This is a genomic window from Brevundimonas sediminis (assembly GCF_048799765.1).
In the GTDB taxonomy this organism is placed as follows: domain Bacteria; phylum Pseudomonadota; class Alphaproteobacteria; order Caulobacterales; family Caulobacteraceae; genus Brevundimonas.
On sequence record NZ_JBLYQK010000001.1, the window covers coordinates 1 to 15,560 of the forward strand.

At 70.1% G+C, this 15,560-nt stretch carries 16 protein-coding genes, 1 tRNA gene and 1 pseudogene; 9 read left to right on the top strand and 9 right to left on the bottom strand.

Annotated elements, in window-relative coordinates; all coding sequences use genetic code 11:
- A pseudogene (locus tag ACLQ7T_RS00005) lies at positions 1-335 on the bottom strand (hypothetical protein); the annotation flags it as partial.
- 164 nt (positions 336-499) lie between these two features.
- Positions 500-1,078, bottom strand: a complete 579-nt coding sequence (locus ACLQ7T_RS00010; protein WP_420477556.1) for an RcnB family protein — start codon at positions 1,076-1,078, stop codon at positions 500-502.
- Positions 1,079-1,231: 153 nt separating this feature from the next.
- On the opposite strand from ACLQ7T_RS00010, the gene ACLQ7T_RS00015 reads away from it, so the two are divergent.
- Both ACLQ7T_RS00015 and ACLQ7T_RS00020 read left to right on the top strand, forming a co-directional pair.
- Complete coding sequence (locus tag ACLQ7T_RS00015; protein ID WP_420477557.1) at positions 1,232-1,954, top strand: glutathione S-transferase family protein; 723 nt, start codon at positions 1,232-1,234, stop codon at positions 1,952-1,954.
- Between the two features lie 214 nt (positions 1,955-2,168).
- Positions 2,169-2,474, top strand: a complete 306-nt coding sequence (locus ACLQ7T_RS00020) for a sel1 repeat family protein (protein ID WP_420477558.1) — start codon at positions 2,169-2,171, stop codon at positions 2,472-2,474.
- Between the two features lie 9 nt (positions 2,475-2,483).
- Here ACLQ7T_RS00020 and ACLQ7T_RS00025 read toward each other — a convergent pair whose 3' ends face one another.
- A complete protein-coding gene (locus tag ACLQ7T_RS00025; protein ID WP_420477559.1) occupies positions 2,484-2,921 on the bottom strand; it encodes a four helix bundle protein in 438 nt (145 codons plus the stop codon).
- Positions 2,922-3,026: 105 nt separating this feature from the next.
- Positions 3,027-3,782 (bottom strand): polysaccharide biosynthesis/export family protein, encoded by a 756-nt coding sequence (locus tag ACLQ7T_RS00030; protein WP_420477560.1) that lies wholly within the window; start codon positions 3,780-3,782, stop codon positions 3,027-3,029.
- A 123-nt stretch (positions 3,783-3,905) separates the two neighbouring features.
- On the opposite strand from ACLQ7T_RS00030, the gene ACLQ7T_RS00035 reads away from it, so the two are divergent.
- Both ACLQ7T_RS00035 and ACLQ7T_RS00040 read left to right on the top strand, forming a co-directional pair.
- A complete protein-coding gene (locus ACLQ7T_RS00035; RefSeq protein ID WP_420477561.1) occupies positions 3,906-5,351 on the top strand; it encodes a GumC family protein in 1,446 nt (481 codons plus the stop codon).
- Between the two features lie 54 nt (positions 5,352-5,405).
- Positions 5,406-6,107, top strand: a complete 702-nt coding sequence (locus ACLQ7T_RS00040) for a P-loop NTPase family protein (RefSeq protein ID WP_420470034.1) — start codon at positions 5,406-5,408, stop codon at positions 6,105-6,107.
- Here ACLQ7T_RS00040 and ACLQ7T_RS00045 read toward each other — a convergent pair.
- From ACLQ7T_RS00045 to ACLQ7T_RS00060, 4 genes are read right to left on the bottom strand one after another with little or no spacing between them, the layout of a single operon-like run.
- Positions 6,104-7,039 carry a glycosyltransferase gene (locus tag ACLQ7T_RS00045; protein ID WP_420477562.1) on the bottom strand — a complete coding sequence of 312 codons (936 nt, stop codon included), beginning with the start codon at positions 7,037-7,039 and terminating at the stop codon, positions 6,104-6,106. The two genes, ACLQ7T_RS00040 and ACLQ7T_RS00045, sit on opposite strands and share 4 nt — an antisense overlap.
- Positions 7,039-7,980 (bottom strand): glycosyltransferase family 2 protein, encoded by a 942-nt coding sequence (locus ACLQ7T_RS00050; RefSeq protein WP_420477563.1) that lies wholly within the window; start codon positions 7,978-7,980, stop codon positions 7,039-7,041. The genes ACLQ7T_RS00045 and ACLQ7T_RS00050 overlap by 1 nt, the downstream gene beginning before the upstream one ends.
- On the bottom strand, positions 7,977-9,425 hold the full coding sequence (locus ACLQ7T_RS00055) for a lipopolysaccharide biosynthesis protein (protein ID WP_420477564.1): 1,449 nt from the start codon (positions 9,423-9,425) through the stop codon (positions 7,977-7,979). Before ACLQ7T_RS00055 ends, ACLQ7T_RS00050 begins: the two co-directional genes overlap by 4 nt.
- A gap of 9 nt (positions 9,426-9,434) precedes the next feature.
- Positions 9,435-10,997: an exopolysaccharide biosynthesis polyprenyl glycosylphosphotransferase gene (locus tag ACLQ7T_RS00060; protein ID WP_420477565.1), complete on the bottom strand. Its 1,563-nt coding sequence runs from the start codon at positions 10,995-10,997 to the stop codon at positions 9,435-9,437.
- 119 nt (positions 10,998-11,116) lie between these two features.
- On the opposite strand from ACLQ7T_RS00060, the gene ACLQ7T_RS00065 reads away from it, so the two are divergent.
- Positions 11,117-11,208 (top strand) — tRNA-Ser (locus ACLQ7T_RS00065).
- 54 nt (positions 11,209-11,262) lie between these two features.
- Here the strand turns inward: ACLQ7T_RS00065 and ACLQ7T_RS00070 are convergent.
- Complete coding sequence (locus ACLQ7T_RS00070) at positions 11,263-12,141, bottom strand: LysR substrate-binding domain-containing protein (RefSeq protein WP_420477566.1); 879 nt, start codon at positions 12,139-12,141, stop codon at positions 11,263-11,265.
- 115 nt (positions 12,142-12,256) lie between these two features.
- On the opposite strand from ACLQ7T_RS00070, the gene bla reads away from it, so the two are divergent.
- From bla to ACLQ7T_RS00090, 4 genes are all read left to right on the top strand, one after another.
- Positions 12,257-13,201 (top strand): subclass B3 metallo-beta-lactamase, encoded by a 945-nt coding sequence (bla, locus tag ACLQ7T_RS00075; protein WP_420477567.1) that lies wholly within the window; start codon positions 12,257-12,259, stop codon positions 13,199-13,201.
- A gap of 61 nt (positions 13,202-13,262) precedes the next feature.
- Positions 13,263-13,820, top strand: coding sequence for a hypothetical protein (locus tag ACLQ7T_RS00080; RefSeq protein WP_420477568.1), 558 nt, complete (start codon positions 13,263-13,265; stop codon positions 13,818-13,820).
- Between the two features lie 113 nt (positions 13,821-13,933).
- A complete protein-coding gene (locus ACLQ7T_RS00085; protein ID WP_420470026.1) occupies positions 13,934-14,239 on the top strand; it encodes an SCP2 sterol-binding domain-containing protein in 306 nt (101 codons plus the stop codon).
- An 80-nt stretch (positions 14,240-14,319) separates the two neighbouring features.
- A complete protein-coding gene (locus tag ACLQ7T_RS00090; RefSeq protein WP_420477569.1) occupies positions 14,320-15,522 on the top strand; it encodes an acyl-CoA dehydrogenase family protein in 1,203 nt (400 codons plus the stop codon).
- Positions 15,523-15,560: the final 38 nt, after the last annotated feature.

The following is a 15,560-nucleotide window of genomic DNA, read 5'->3' on the forward strand; positions in this document are numbered from 1 at the left end:
TGTGGCCGGTCCGCGCCGGGCGAGCGCGGCTGATCGGGGCGTTGCGGCCGTTCCCCGCGCGGCTGTTCCGGGCGGTCAGGCTGCTGCGGGCGATCCGGGCGCGGCTGTTGGGGGCGCTCGGGACGGGCGGGGCGGTCCTCGCGTTGCGAGGGCGCGGGACGGTCCTGCCGGAGGGTCGGCGCGGAGTCGCCGCGGGATTCGCGGGAGCCCTCGCCGTCATCGTGGCGGGCGCTGCCCCGTCGGCCGGGACCGTCCTGGGCGGCGGCGATCATCGGCGTGACCAGCGGGGCCGTCAGGGCGGTTATGGCGACGGCGACCAATAGTGAGCGTTTCATTCTCGTGTGTTCTCCGCACGCCTCTTTCAGGCGGCTTGTCCCAAGGGTCGCGTTTTCCAGCTGAACGGCGACTGAACGAACAGCGTCTTCAGATGAGGACCTTGCCATGGAAAAAGGCCCCGCGGAGAGGTCCGCGGGGCCTTCATCAAGGCGGAAGCGTCCGGTCAGAAGACGTTGGACAGGACGCTGGCGATCAGGCCGGTGGCGACCGCGATCATGACAATGTCGTTGCCGGCATAGACATAGCGGTAGCCGTAGGGAGCCGGGCGCAGGCCGTAGACGTACGGATCGCGGACGTAGTAGCCGCGGTAGGCCGACGGCAGGTAGCCGCCGCGCTGCCAGCGATAGCCGTAGTAGCGGGGTTCGACCCGGTAGTAGCCGTAGCCGGGGGCGTACCATTGATTATACCGGGCCCCGCGGTAGTCGCGGAAATCGTCCCGGCCACGCCACCAGTCGCGATTGTTGCGATCCCAGCGGCGATCATTGCGATAGTCCCGCCGATCGTCCCTGCGGTCGTCGCGGTAGTCCCGGCGGTCGTCGCGCCGGTCGCTGCGATAGTCGCGACGGTCGTCCCGGCGGTCGTCGCGGTAGTCCCGCCGATCATCGCGCCGGTCGCTCCGGTAATCGCGGCGGTCGTCACGACGCTCCTGGCGGTCGCCGCGGCTCTGGGCCTGGGCGGCGAGGGGGGCGGCGGTGGTGGCCAGCGCCAGTCCGAGGATCGCAGCCTTGGTGAAACGGTTCATCTTCGGTCTCCATGCGGGACCCGCGATGAGCCGGTCCGTTGCGGCGAAGGTCGCGCTCCCCGCATGAACTGCTTCTGAACATTCCTGTCAGGTTCGGCGTTGCGCGCGCGAGGCCGGGCGCCCACCTCGACCGTAACCGACACAGGAGCCGTCATGACCGTCCGCCCGATCGAACTCTGGTACTGGCCCACACCGAACGGCTGGAAGGTGTCCATCGCCCTGGAGGAGATGGGGCTGCCCTATGAGCTCAAGCCGGTGAACATCGGCGTCGGCGAACAGTTCGAGCCGGCCTTCCAGCGGATCAGCCCGAACGGGCGGATGCCGGCCATCGTCGATCCCGACGGTCCGGACGGCCTTCCGCTGTCGATTTTCGAATCCGGCGCGATCCTTCAGTATCTCGGCGCCAAGTCGGGCAAATTCTATCCGCACGACCTGCGCGGCAAGGCCGAGGTGGACCAGTGGCTGTTCTGGCAGGTCGGCGGTCTGGGGCCGATGGCCGGACAGACCCACCATTTCCGCCAGTACGCTCCGGCCCTGATCCGCGATCAGCGCCAGATCGCCTACGGCGTCCGTCGCTATACGGACGAGACCCATCGTCTTTACGGCGTCCTGGACCGGCGGCTGACGGATCGGGACTATCTGGCGGGCGACTATTCCATCGCCGACATGGCCGCCTGGCCGTGGATCCTGCCGGAACTGCAGGGGCAGAACATCGACGACTTCCCGAACCTGAAGGCCTGGCTGGCGCGGGTGGGCGAACGGCCGGCGGTGCAGCGGGGGCGGGCGCTGGGCGACGAACTGCGCCGGAACCTGGCGGCGTCCGGGAAGGCCGCCGAGGCGGCGCGGAAGGTGCTGTTCGGGCAGCGCGCGCGGTAACCCTGTGTAAGGGTTCCGGTGACGACTCGTTAGGGCCTCTGAATCAGGGATTATCGAGAGATTTCAGAGGTCTTTACGGGGTGAAGAAAGTGGGTCCGATTTCGCCGAAAAGGCCTTCGGACCCCTTTGCTGTTAACTCTGTATTCAAACCGCGGGTATTTCACTCGGGTCACAGGACGGGGCCAGAACGGTCCTTTGAACCGGAGACACGGTGATGATCGCGCAAGAAACGGCGCCGGAAATGATGGTCGAGGATGCGGCTCTGCCGTTGCCGACCGCGGACATGAGCGGGGACGACCTGTTCCGTCTGGGCATGATGTACTCCACGGGCCAGAACGGATGCCCGATGGACCGCGTCTCGGCCCATATGATCTTCAACCTCGCCGCCATGAAGGGCAGCATCGAAGCGCGCGTCTATCGCCGCGAGATGAGCCAGGAGATGGAGCGGGAAGAGATTTCCGAAGCCCAGAAGGCGGCCCGCCGCTACATCGACGCCGGCGTGGTGAAATTCGCGGCCTGAAGGTGCTCGCTACGACTGACCGCCGGGGATCACCAGTGGTGAGTGGATAGTGGTTGGTGGATGGCTGGGGCAGGCGTCTGTGCGCCGGCTCAGCGACGCAGAAAGCGCCACCAGCATGCGGCTGATGTCGGATGACGCAAGCAAAAGCATCCGCGCGTCGGTCGCGGGCAGATAGGATAGCCGCTCCGCCAGCAGGAGTTGGGTTTCGGCTTCGGCGAGTGATCCTCTCGCGACGCCGACAAACTGAATGAATTCCCCCGTGCTCCGTCTTGCTGATCCTTCGGCGATATTGGACGCCACAGAGACCGCCGCTCGCCTCACCTGGCTGATCAGTCCGAAGCGCTCATCGCGAGGCCAATGCGCGGTGGCCTCATAAACAGCTTCTGTCCAGGACATGGCCTGCCGCCAGACCTTCAGGTCGCGATAGCTGGCTATGCCTTGGGACATGAGTGCGAAGGGTTGCGGCTGCGATCCACCAGCCACTAACCACTAATCACTTCGCCGTACAACTTTCAGGAGCTTGAGTTCCGTCGCCCCGTCGCCCCGTCGCCCCTAGAAGCTCTGATACTGCCCGCCCAGCGCGTAGGTGAAGCCGACCGGCAGGGCGTTGCGGAACTGGGTGACGAAGTTGGCGACTTCACCCAGGGTTGAGCGCGGCACGAAGATGATGTCGCCGCGGCGCAGGGCGATGACCTCTCCGCGACGGGGGCGGAGATCGGCGGCGCGCATCATGCGGACGCCGCCGCGACCCCGGCGGATCAGCGCGACCTCGCCCTGTTTGGCCGTCGGCAGGAAATCGCCCGCCTGGATGATGGCCTGATAGGCGTCCAGATCGCCGTTCATCTCGATCATGCCCGGGGTGCGGACCTCGCCGCCGACCCAGACGCGGATCGGTCCGGCGGTTTTCAGCGTCACCTCGACCATCGGACGGCGCAGCTGGCTGGCGTAGGCCGCGGAGGCGTCGGCCTCCAGTTCGGCGATGGTGCGATCCGCCGCCATCAGCTGGCCGACCAGCGGCAGGGACACCCGGCCGTCCGGTCCGATGCGCTGGGTGCGGGTGAGCTCGGTCGCGGTGGGCGTGGCGATCTCGATCTCGTCGCCGGGATAGAGGACGTATTCCGGCTCGTCGTCCGACCAGTCCGCGAAGCCGATCTCCGGGAAGGAGCGGCGGCCCACCGACTGCACCCGATTCGGATCCCGCACGGTCTGACGGGGCAGGGGAGCCGCGCCCGAGCCTCCGCCGCAGGCCGTCAGGGCGCCCGCGCCGCCGAGAAGGCCGAGCAGCATCAGGCGACGGTCGATGGACATGGCGGAATCGCTCCCGAAAGCGGCGTTGGCGGCAAGGTGAGGGCTTATGGGTAACCCATGGTTAACGCCGGTGGGCGAAGGCTGACGTCCAACAGTCCCGTTTGATGGAATCACTCCGTTCGCATGCGTACGACGGCCTACACGACAGTCCGGCCGCGCTACGGCTTCGCTGACATTGTCGGCCTGCTGTTCCGCGAGCTGTTGCTGATGATCGTGATCTTTCTGGCCGTGTTCGCCATCGGCACGCTGGCGGTGCTGACGCTCAAGAAGACCTACACCGCCACCTCCAGCGTCTATGCGGGCGCCGGGCAGGAGTATGTCTATCAGCCGCGCGTCGGCGTCACCGACCGGACCGCCCAGCCGCTGGAGGCCTCGGCGGTGGCGCAGGCGGAAGCCCAGATCCTCGGCAGCCTGGAGGTCAAGCGCCGGACGGTGCAGGCCCTGGGGCCGGACGTCATCCTCGGGCCGGACGCCAAGGGGACGGCGACGGAACGCGAGCTGGCGGCTCTCAAGGCGCTGGACAACGGTCTGGGCGTCGGCACCACCCCGGCCAGCGCGATCATCGCCGTCTCCTATGAATCCGGCGACGGCGAGCGCGCCGCGCGCGTCCTGAACGCGGTCGTCGACCAGTATCTGATCCAGCGCCGGAATGTGTTCCGCGACCGCGCCAGCCCGGCCTTCACGGCCCAGCGGGAGGCGTTCGAGAGCGAGCTGGCCGATGCGGATACGGCTTATGAGACCTTCCTGCAGTCGAACGACATCGGCGACTTCGCCACGGCCAAGGCGACGCTGGCGGCGACCTATCAGACGACCTTCGCCGAAACCCTTTCGGTCCGCGCGCAGCTGAACCAGGCGTCGCAGCGCCTGCGGACCCTCGAGGCCCAGCTGGCGCAGCAGCCGGCGGAGGTTGTGCTGCAGCAGGACCTGAACGTTTCGGCCCAGGACCAGATCCTGCAGCTGCGCACCGAGCGCGAGAACCTGCTGGCCCGCTATACGCCGGACGCCCAGCCGGTGCGTGACATCGATCAGCGGATCGCCCAGCTGCAGGCCTATGTGGCGACGGGCACCACGGTCGGCGCGCGCGAGGTGCGCACCGGCCCGAGCACCATCTTCACCGAGATCGAGACCACGCGGATCAACGCCGCCGCGGATCGGGACGCCCTGGCCGCGCGGCTGGCGGTCCTCGAAGGCCAGCTGAACACCCTGCGCCAGCGACAGGCGCACCTGACCCAGCTGGAATCGACCAACGCCACCCTGGCCGGCAACCGCGAGGTGCTGACCGCCAAGGTGCGCGAGTTCCAGCAGCGCGAGACCGAGGCTCGCGCCGACAGCGCCCTGGTCGCCGCCGGGGCGGACAATGTCACCGTCATCGCCCGTGCCGAGGCTCCGACCCGCGGCAAGAGCCTGAAGGCGCCCCTGCTGGCGGCGGTCTTCCTGTTCGCCGGCTTCACCGCCCTGTGCGTCGGCCTTCTGCGGGTCTTCACCCATCGCGGCTTCGCCACGCCCGCGTCGACCGGCCGCACGCTCGAGATGCCGGTTCTGGCCGTGGCGCCGGTGAAGGGACGATGAGCCCGCGCCCGGCCGTGGTAGCGTTCAGGCCGAGCACAGGCGCGTAACGATTCGATGGTCGATCTGACGTCCGAAATGGCGGCCCTCTGGGCGGCGCTGGGACCGGCGCCGGGCCACCGCGGCCGCGTGATCCAGATCGCCGGCGCCAATTCGGGTGAGGGGGTCTCGACCGTGGCGCGCGAGTACGCCCGCCTCGCCGCCGTGCGCGCCCGCCGTCCCGTCTGGCTGGTTGACGCCGATCTGGCCCAGCAGGGGCAGGTCGAGGCCATGGCGTCCGAGCCCGAGCGCTTCGGCCGCCCCGGCAAGGCCGCCATGGCGACGCCGGACGGCTCCATCTTCTTCGCCGTCACGCCGCGCCTGACCGACCGGCAGGGCAAGCCGGTGCATCCGGCCCGACTGGTCACCGCCCGCCCGTTCCTGGGCGGCCGCCTGTGGGGGACGCGATTCGCCGGCGAGCATCTGCGGTCCGGGCAGCGGGCCGAGGTTCTGGCGGACGCCCGCTACTGGGACGCCCTGCGTCGGCACGCCGACACGGTGGTCATCGATTCTCCCGCGGCGGATCGCAGCGATGCGGCGATCACCCTGGCCCCCTTCGTCGATGCGACGGTGCTGGTGGTGTCCGCGGGCGGCGCCTCGGCCAACGAGCCGCTGATCCTGCGCGATGAAATCGAAGCCGTGGGCGGCCGGATCGCGGGGGTGGTGGTCAACCGCTCGACCTACAATCCGCCCGCCTTCCTGCGTCGCCTGACAGGCTAGCTCCGGTTCAGCCGCGCCACCTCGGCCGCGCCGTAGAAGCGGGGCTCGAAGCCCTTCATCCAGAAGACCTTCCCGATCCCCCGCGCCGTGCGGTCGTACAGTTCGGCCCGCTTCGGGCTCTGGATCAGGGTCAGGGCCAGCGCGGCCGCGCCGAAGATCGCGGCCTGTCCGGCGCCGATGACCATCCAGCGGACTACGCCCGGCCAGTTCCGCGCCGCTGCGGCGGTCTGGCTGGGCCCCTGTCCGTAGGCGAAGGCGCGGGTGAGGGCATAGCCGAGCGTGGCGCGATGGGCGGGGGCGAACTCCTCGACGCGCGCCTCGGCCGCCCAGCCGAAACGGCCGCCGCGGGCTTCCAGGGCCGCGAACAGGATGTCGTCCTCCCCGCCGGTATGGTCCGCCGCGGCGCTGAACGGCGCGGCGCCGGGCAGGGCGGTGGCCCGCACCAGCAGGGAGTTGCCGCACCCCCACGGGTGCGCGATCAGCCCTGTTTCGGCGGGTCCGTCACGGCCGAAGAAACGCTCCAGATACGGCCGAAGCCAGGCCTTGGCGTCCGGCGCGCGGCCGGTGATTGGACCGAAAACGGCGTCGGCGCCGGTCCGGGCCTGCGCGGCCAGAAGCGCGCCCAGCCAGCCCGGCGAGGCCGCCTCGTCGTCGTCCAGAAAAGCGATCAGGGGGGCGCCGGTCGCGGCCAGGCCGGCGTTGCGGGCGCGCGCCACCCCGGGTGTGGGCTCGGAGACGTAGAGGAGCGGCCAGGGGCTGGCGGACCGCAGTTCATCAATCATTGATCGGGCTGAGGCGGCCGGGTCGTTGTCGACCACGACGACGGCGGCGAGCCGATCGGCCACGCCCTCCTGGACGAAGATCGAGCGCAGGGCCCTGGCCAGGCTGTCCGGCCGTCGCAGGGTCGGGATGAGGACGGCGACGTCTCCCATCAGACCGCATCCGCATAGAGGGTGGCGCGGTACAGGCGCAGGCAGAAGGCGCGGGTGGCGACCGGCAGGGCGTCCGTCCCCGCCATCCTGCGGACCAGCCCGCGCAGCAGGGGCAGGCCGGGGATCGTCTTCAGCAGCTTCGCCGCCCTGTAGCTGGGATAGGCGGCGACGATCCCGGGGTGGCGTTCGACCATCCGGGCGAAGTTCGGCGCGGACTGCTCATATTTGCGGGCCAGCGCCTCGACCGTGTCGAGACCCATATGGGTGGCGGGGTTGTCGAGGTGCACGACGCGGAACCGGCGCGACACGCGCATGGCCCATTCAACGTCCTCCCAGCCCCAGCCGGTGAAACCGGGGTCGAACGCCTCGGAGTCGAACACGTCGCGGCGGACGAGCAGATTGGAGGTGTAGACGTATTTCTCGGGCTGTCTGGCCCGCTCCGCACAGGGCACGCATTCCGAGCGGGCGGCCATCGAGCGGTGCACCTGGTACCGGGCGTCGGTCGGCGCCTGCAGCAGGGAGAAGCCGCCGAAGGCGACGGCCGGGTCCTCCGTCGCCACGAGCTTCGCCCAGTCGGCGAGGAAGCGGGAATGGTCCGGGCGCATGTCGCTGTCGAGGAACAGCAGACTGCCGCCGCGCGCCGTCGAGGCCAGGCGGTTGCGGCCGATGGCGCGGCCTTCGTTGGCGGGCAGGGTGATCAGGCGGACCGGCAGGGCCATGGCCTTCACCTGCCGAACCAGACGGGCCGTCAGTTCGGCGTCCGCCGTGCCGTCGTCCAGCACGACGATCTCGACCGCCCCGTCGACCGTGGCGGCCTCCTGGTCCAGCAAACGCAGCAGGTCCGACGGATCGTCCCGCAGGAAGGGAATGAGCACCGAGACCGCGGGGCTGGCGGTCGTCCAGGCGGCGTTGTCGGTGAGCCGGGCCTTGAGGGCGGTCATGCGGCGGCCTTTCGGGCGCGACGGCGCTCCAGCAGGCGCAGGGCCACGTCGCGGACCCCGGCGGCGTTGATGGTGAGGGCGACGGCGGCATAGACGATCACCCCCGCGCCCGCGGCCAGAACGAGCTCCACGACGCCGCCCAACGGGGGGACGAGAGACACGACCGCCGCCATGACGGCGGTGGCGATCCCGCAGCGGATCAGGCTCTCCCAAGGCACCGGAAGGGGCAGGACGCGGCGGCCCAGGGCTATGGTGGCCAGCAGGCCCAGGCCGAAGCTGGCGGCGGTCGCCCAGGCGGCGCCCATGACGCCGAAGCGGGGCACGAGGATCAGGTTCAGGACCACGTTGGCGCCCGCCGGAATGGCCATGGCGGCGAGCAGATGCTTCGTCTTGCGGCCAAGGGTGAAGGCCTGGCCGAAATAATAGGCCGTCAGGCCGTAGAGCAGGGCCGACAGGGCGATCCACGGCGTGATCGAGGCGGCGGCGACGCGCAGGTCCTCGCCGATCAGCACCTCGGCCAGAGGGCGGGCGACCAGGGCCACGCCGGCGGCGGCGGGCAGGCCGACCAGCAGGAAGGTGGACAGCTGCTCCCGGGCGGCGACGTTCAGCCGGTCCTTGCCGCCGCGCTCCAGCGCCATGACCAGGGCGGGCTGGCCGGCCGAGCCGAGCCACAGGAACAGCACGTCCAGCGTCCGGTTCGCGATGGAATAGCCCGCGTGATAGGCGCCGACCGCGGCCTCATCCATGAAGGCGGCCAGCAGAAACCGGTCGGTGGAGGACAGCACCACGGTCAGGGCCAGGGAGATGGCGATCGGATAGCCGTACAGGGCGTAGCTGCGCATCCGCCCGGGCTCGAAACGACCGTCGCGCGCCTGCCTCAGTTCACCCGGCAGGACAAAGGGCAGGGCCAGAAGCGGGGCGAGGCCGAGACCCAGCAGGGGCGCCGCGCCGCCGGCTCCGGCGAGGGCGAAGCCGACGCCGATCAGCAGGCCGCCGATCGAGACCGCCATGTCGAATCCCGCCGCCTTGCCGACCTCTCCCGCCGCCCGGAAGCGCTCCTGACCCAGTTTCATCAGGCATCGGGCGGGGGCGCCCGCCAGTCCGACGGCCAGGGCGGTCTTGAACAGGACGTCGGTCGGCCACAGCCACAGGCCGACGGCGATCACGACCAGGAAGGCGGCGCCGAGCGCGAAGGCGGTGCGGTACAGGCTGGCGAAATGGCCGCCCAGGGAAGCGCCGTTCTGGGCGGCCCAGAAGCGGGCCATGGACGCCTCCAGCCAGCTGAACACCGCCACATGGGCCAGGGTCATGACCGAGAAGGCCAGGGCGTAACGCCCGAAATCGTCCGGGGTCAGCAGCCGGGTGAACAGGACGATGGTCAGGAAGCCAACCACCCCCTGCACGATGTTGGCGGGCAGATAGCCCCAGACGCCCTTCCAGAACATGTCAGCCGGTCACCGGATGGCGGCGCGGTCGCCCAGGAGGACGGGCACGGTGACAGCCATGATCCACAGGTCCATCCACAGGCTCTGGCGCTCCACGTAGTCGATGTCCAGCTGGACCCGCCGACGCACGTCCTGGGCGGTGTGCAGCGGGCCGCGCGAGCCGTTGACGGCGGCCCAGCCGGTCATGCCCGGCTTGATGCGATGACGATGCGCGTATTCGCCGACCAGACGGGCGCTCTCGACATGGCCGGTCTTCATGCCGATGGCGTGCGGGCGGGGGCCGACCAGCGACATCTCGCCGGTGACGACGTTGAGCAGCTGCGGCAGCTCATCCAGGCTGGTGGCGCGGATGAATTTGCCGATGCGGGTGACGCGGTCGTCGTTGTGCGTCACCTGGCGGCTGGCGGTGGCGTCGGCGGCCTCCTGACGCATGGAGCGGAATTTCCACACCACGATCTCTTCCTGGTTGAAGCCGTGACGACGCTGGCGGAAGAAGATCGGACCGGGGCTGTCCAGGCGAATGGCCAGGGCGATCACCGCCATGACCGGGGACAGGGCGATCAGGGCGATGAGGCCCAGGATCAGGTCCTGCATCCGCTTGTGGAAGGCGCGGCGGTCGGGATCGGCCGAGCCCTGGATGTCGGCGAGGGGCGCGGCGGCCAGCCGGTCCAGCGCCGCCGTCATCTCCTGCGCCCCGTTGGGCTCGACCAGCAGGGTCACCTCGTTCGGAAGGGTGCTCAGGCGGGCGGTCAGCTCCCGCACCCGCGCCTCGGCCCTGGGGTCGATCGCCAGGACGATCCGGTCGACATAGGGCGTCATCTTGTGGGTCAGCAGGTCTCCGGACGCGCCCAGGACCGGTACGCCCTTCACCGCGGCCGGACTGCGCGCCAGCCGGTCGTCGAAGATGCCCAGAACGTTCAGGTCCCGGCGTTTCAGGGCTTCACGAATCAGGGCCTCGGCGTGGCGGGTGGCGCCGACCAGCACGATATTGGGCGTCAGGGCGCCCGAGGCGCGCCAGCGGGCGACCCTGCCGCACCAGGTCAGGTGCAGGGCGGTCAGGGCGGCCAGGTTCAGTCCGCCCCACAGGATCAGGGCGTCCCATCGCGTCGCGTCGCCCGGACGCAGAACCAGGGCCAGGGCCGCGGCGGCCGCCGCACCGACCAGGGCGACGCCGGCCACGGACGCCAGATGGGTCGCCGTGCGCTGGCCGCGCGAGAAGCGGTAGCGGCCGAGCGACCGCAGAAGGGCGAGGGTGGTCAGGGCGCCCAGTCCGAAGGGCGCGATCTGCGACACCTCGGCGTGAATCAGGCCGCCCGGCGCGACAAAGGCGGCGCACAGCAGGGTCAGGCCGGTCACGGCCAGGACGTCGAAGGCGCGGAAATAGTGGGCGGCGAGTCGCGACGCGTGTCGCTGGCGGGCGTTCAGCCAGACGTCGGGGCGGAAGGGGCCGCGGCGGGCCGCGCCGGCGTCCGTGCGCGTCACGGGCTTGCCGACCCGCTGGGCCGGGCCCTGCGCCGTCGCCTTGCGGGGCGGGGCGTCGTGACGGGAAAGGCGGGTCGCGGCGTCGGTCATCGGGCTCGCACGAGGGGTTCCCGGGCATCTTGCACAACCGGACTGACTGTCCCGTTAACGCACAACCGCGATTGACCCGTTGCGCCGCCCGAAATGCTCGGCTAAGCACGCCGCCTGCCGGAGACGTGGCCGAGTGGCTGAAGGCAACGGTTTGCTAAATCGTCGTACCGGGTAACCGGTACCGAGGGTTCGAATCCCTCCGTCTCCGCCAGAACCTTCCCCGACATCCGGTCCGCTGTCCGCCCGTCCCGGGCGCCGCGCCCGGTCAGCGCTGATCGGCTGCGATTTCGGCGCGTATCCAGTCGCGGAAGGCGGCCATGGCGACGGTTTCCGCGCGGGAGTGAAGGCGGGTCAGCCAGTAGCCGCCCAGCGCGATCTCCGTCTCGAACGGGCGAACGAGTCGCTCGGCCGCCAGTTCTCGGCCGAACAGGGCCGCGGGGACCAGGGCCACGCCGAGGCCCGAGGCCGCCGCGGCGGCCATCACCACCGAATTGTCGAAGACTGGGCCGCGCAGGGGCGGGCAGGGGGCGCCCGCCGCCTCGAACCAGCGGGGCCATTCGTCCGCCCGGTACGAGCGCAGCAGGCGTTCCCCGATCAGGGCGGCGGGGCCGCCGAGGCGGGCCGCGACGGCGGGCGCGCACACCGGCGTCAGCGGCGCGGGCAGGATGGCCTCGGCATGGGTTCCGTGCCAGGCGCCGTCGCCGTAGCGGATGGCGAGATCCAGTCCTTCGCCGGCCAGGTCGACCCGGTTGTTGTTGGTCATCACCCGCAGGTCGATGTGCGGGTGATCGCGATTGAAGGCCTCCAGCCTCGGCAGCAACCAGCCGCCGGCGAAGGCGCCGACCACGCCGAGGGTCAGCACCTCCTGCAGACGCCCGCCCGCATAGCGATCCAGGGTCGCCCCGACCCGGTCGAAGGCGTCGGCCAACACCGGGACGAGCGCCTGTCCCTCGTCCGTCAGGGCCAGTCCCCGGGGCAGGCGGCGAAACAGGGTGACGCTCAGCCGCCGCTCCAACTGGGCGACCTGATGGCTGACGGCCCCTTGGCTGACGCACAGCTCAAGCGCTGCGCGGGTGAAGTTCAGATGCCGCGCGGCCGCCTCGAAGGCGCGCAGGGCGTTGAGGGGCAGCTGGGCGCGATCCATCGTTCAGCCATGAGCTGAGCTCATGGCTTTGTCCAGATATGATGGTTTGCGCCGGGCCGCCGCAGTGCGCATCGTCGGGCTGTCCCTTCCCCCTGAGGAGTGCGTTATGAGACCGATGTCCTGTCTTGCCGCGGCGGCCCTGCTGGCGCTGACGGCCGCCTGCGCCCGGGCTGAGCCGCAGCAGGACGCGGCGCCGCCGGCCGCGCGCCCTGATCCCGCTCACGATCCCCTGCTGCAGCCCATCGCGCCGGAACACGCCCGCCAGTGGCTCGGCGTTGAAATCCCCACCCGCATCTACGGCAATACCTGGTTTGTGGGCTTCAGCGGCCTCTCGGTCGTCCTGATCTCGACGAGCGAGGGGCTGGTGCTGGTGGACGGCGCCCTGCCGCAGGCGGTTCCGGCCATCGAGGACAACATCCGGCGGCTCGGCTTCCGCCTGGAGGACGTCAAATACATTCTCAGCACCGAGCCCCACTATGACCACGCCGGCGGACTGGCCGCCCTGGCGAGGGACACGGGCGCGACCGTGATCGCCAGTCCCGCCGCCGCCGCCGTCTTGCGTCGGGGACGGAGCGGGGCGGACGACCCCCAGGCCGCCTGGCTGGCGCCGTTCCCGGCCGTGGAGCGGGTTCGCGCCCTGCGGGACGGGGAGGTGCTGCAGGTGGGCGATGTGGCGATCACGGCCCGGGCGACGCCGGGACATACGCCGGGCAGCATGAGCTGGAGCTGGCGCGCCTGCGAGGCGGACGCGTGCAAGGCGGTGGTGTTCGGCTCCAGCCTGAACCCGATCGCCGCGGACGGTTATCGCTTTTCCGACCCGGCCAACCGCGCCCTGCTGGACGCCTTCCGCGAGACGCTGACCCGGTTGCGGACCCTGCCGTGCGACATCCTGCTGACCGCCCACCCCGGACAGTCCGACGGCGACACCCGCATGGTGCGTCTGCGTCAGGGCGGGACCCCGAACCCCTTTGTGGACCCCACGGCCTGTCGGGCCTATGCGGATCGCTCCGAAGCCCTGCTGGATCGCCGCCTCGAGCGGAAGCGGCAAGGACGGGACTGAGGGGCGGGGCGAACCAAAGCCGGTCGCCGTCGTTCCTCCCGGGCCAGCCTGGAGTGACGCCATGACCACCCCCGCACCGAGTTCCGCGCCGTCGCCGGCCCGCCCCTGGATGATCGGCGCGGGGGTGACGGTCGTCCTGGCGGCCGGACTGTCCCTCGCCCTGATGCGGGGCGATCCGACGGGCGCCGTCGCCGGCAGTCGCATGACGGTCGAGGTGGTCGCGCCGGTCGAGCCTGTGGTGGATCCGGGGACGACCATGGAGGTGGGGCCCCTGGTCGACGGCTACACCCATGTCGACCGCCCGGTGCCCTCCGACCCGGCGGACGCCTATGACGCGGATTACCAGACGGCCTGGGTGGAGCCTCTGCCGCCCCTGCCGGAGCCCCGGCGGGTTCGGGTCGATCTCCCGATGGACGGGCCGACGGTCGCCCCGACGGCGCCCCAGCCGGAGCGGACCGGCGGCGCCTACGGCTTTGACGCGCCGGGCCCCGACTATGCGGCCGAGCGTCGCGCCCGGCAGGCCCGACTGGATCGCATCCAGGCCGAACAGGCCTTCAGGGGGCGCGGCGGACCGCCCGTCACCGGGCCGGCGCTGGATCGGGACACCGCCTTCTACTGAGACCGTTTCCCACCGCTCCACAGGCGATGGCGGGAACTTGACCCGGCGTGATCTTGGCAGCCGCCCCCGCGAGGGCTACGTCGGAAGCTCAACCGTCCCTAGGGAGAGACGTCATGGCCGATCTGGCTCAAGTCACCGAACACATCCGCGGCGCCGTGGGCGACAACTCCGGTCTGGGCAAGACCGTGAAGCTCGACCTGGGCGACGCCGGCAAGATCTACATCGACGGCGCCTCGTCGCCGAACACGGTGACCAACGAGGACAAGCCGGCTGACGCCACCGTCTCGATCAGCTGGGACGACTTCATGGCCCTGTCGGAAGGCAAGCTGGATCCGATGATGGCCTTCATGCAGGGCAAGCTGAAGATCGCCGGCGACATGATGATCGCCCAGAAGCTGGCTCCGCTGCTGAAGCGCTGATCTTGAAGACGCAGAACTGACTGTTGGCGGCGCGGCTCCGGAAGAGGGCCGCGCCGTTTTCGTATCGAGGAGGACGACCCATGGATTTCCGTCACAGTGACAAGGCCCTGCACTGGCAGGAGCGCGTGCAGCGCTTCATGGACGAGAAGGTGCTGCCGCGTTCGGCGGAATACTGGGCCGAGGTGAAGGCGGATCACACCGTCCAGCCCAGGGCGATGGAAGAGATGAAGGCCCAGGCGAAGGAAGCCGGGCTGTGGAACATGTTCCTGCCGGGCGATCACGGCGCCGGTCTCACCAACCTCGAATACGCGCCGCTGGCCGAGATCATGGGCCGCCATCTGTGGACGGCGGAGGTGTTCAACTGCAACGCCCCGGACACCGGCAATATGGAAGTCCTGCACATGTACGGCGACGCCGCCCAGCAGGCGCAGTGGCTGAAGCCGCTGATGGACGGCGAGATCCGCTCGGCCTTCCTGATGACCGAGCCGGCCGTGGCCTCGTCGGACGCCACCAATATCGAGACCCGGATCGAGCGGGACGGCGACCACTACGTCATCAACGGCCGCAAATGGTGGTCGACCAATATGGCGCACCCGAACGTCGCCATCACCATCGTGATGGGCAAGACCGACACCGGCGCGGCCACCCACCAGCAGCAGTCCCAGATCCTGGTCCCCACCGACACGCCCGGGTTCCGCGTCGAGCGGATGCTGTCGGTGTTCGGCTATGACGAGCGCCCGATCGGCCACGCCGAGGTGGTTCTGGACAACGTCCGGGTGCCGGCCTCCAACCTGATCGCCGGCGAGGGCCGCGGGTTCGAGATCGCCCAGGGCCGCCTCGGGCCGGGCCGCATACACCATTGCATGCGCACCATCGGCTCCGCCGAGCGGGCCCTGGACCTCATGGTCGAGCGCCTGCTGAGCCGCACGGCCTTCAGGAAGAAGATCGGCGAGCACTCGGTGTGGGAGCAACGCGTCGCCGAGGCCCGCATCAACATCGAGATGTGCCGCCTGTCGGTGCTCAAGGCCGCCTGGATGATCGATCAGGCCGGCGCCAAGAACGCCAAGTCCGAGATCGCCCAGATCAAGGTCGCCGCGCCGCGCATGGCCCTGAAGGTCATCGACGACGCGATCCAGGCCTTCGGCGGCGCGGGCGTGTCCGGCGACTTCCCGCTGGCCGAGCTCTATGCGGGCGTTCGCACCCTGCGTCTGGCCGACGGTCCGGACGAGGTCCACAACCGCACCATCGCCAAGCTGGAATACGCGAAGCACGGCGGACGTTGACCCTTCCGCCCGGCCCCTGACGGGGCCATATGGCGGGC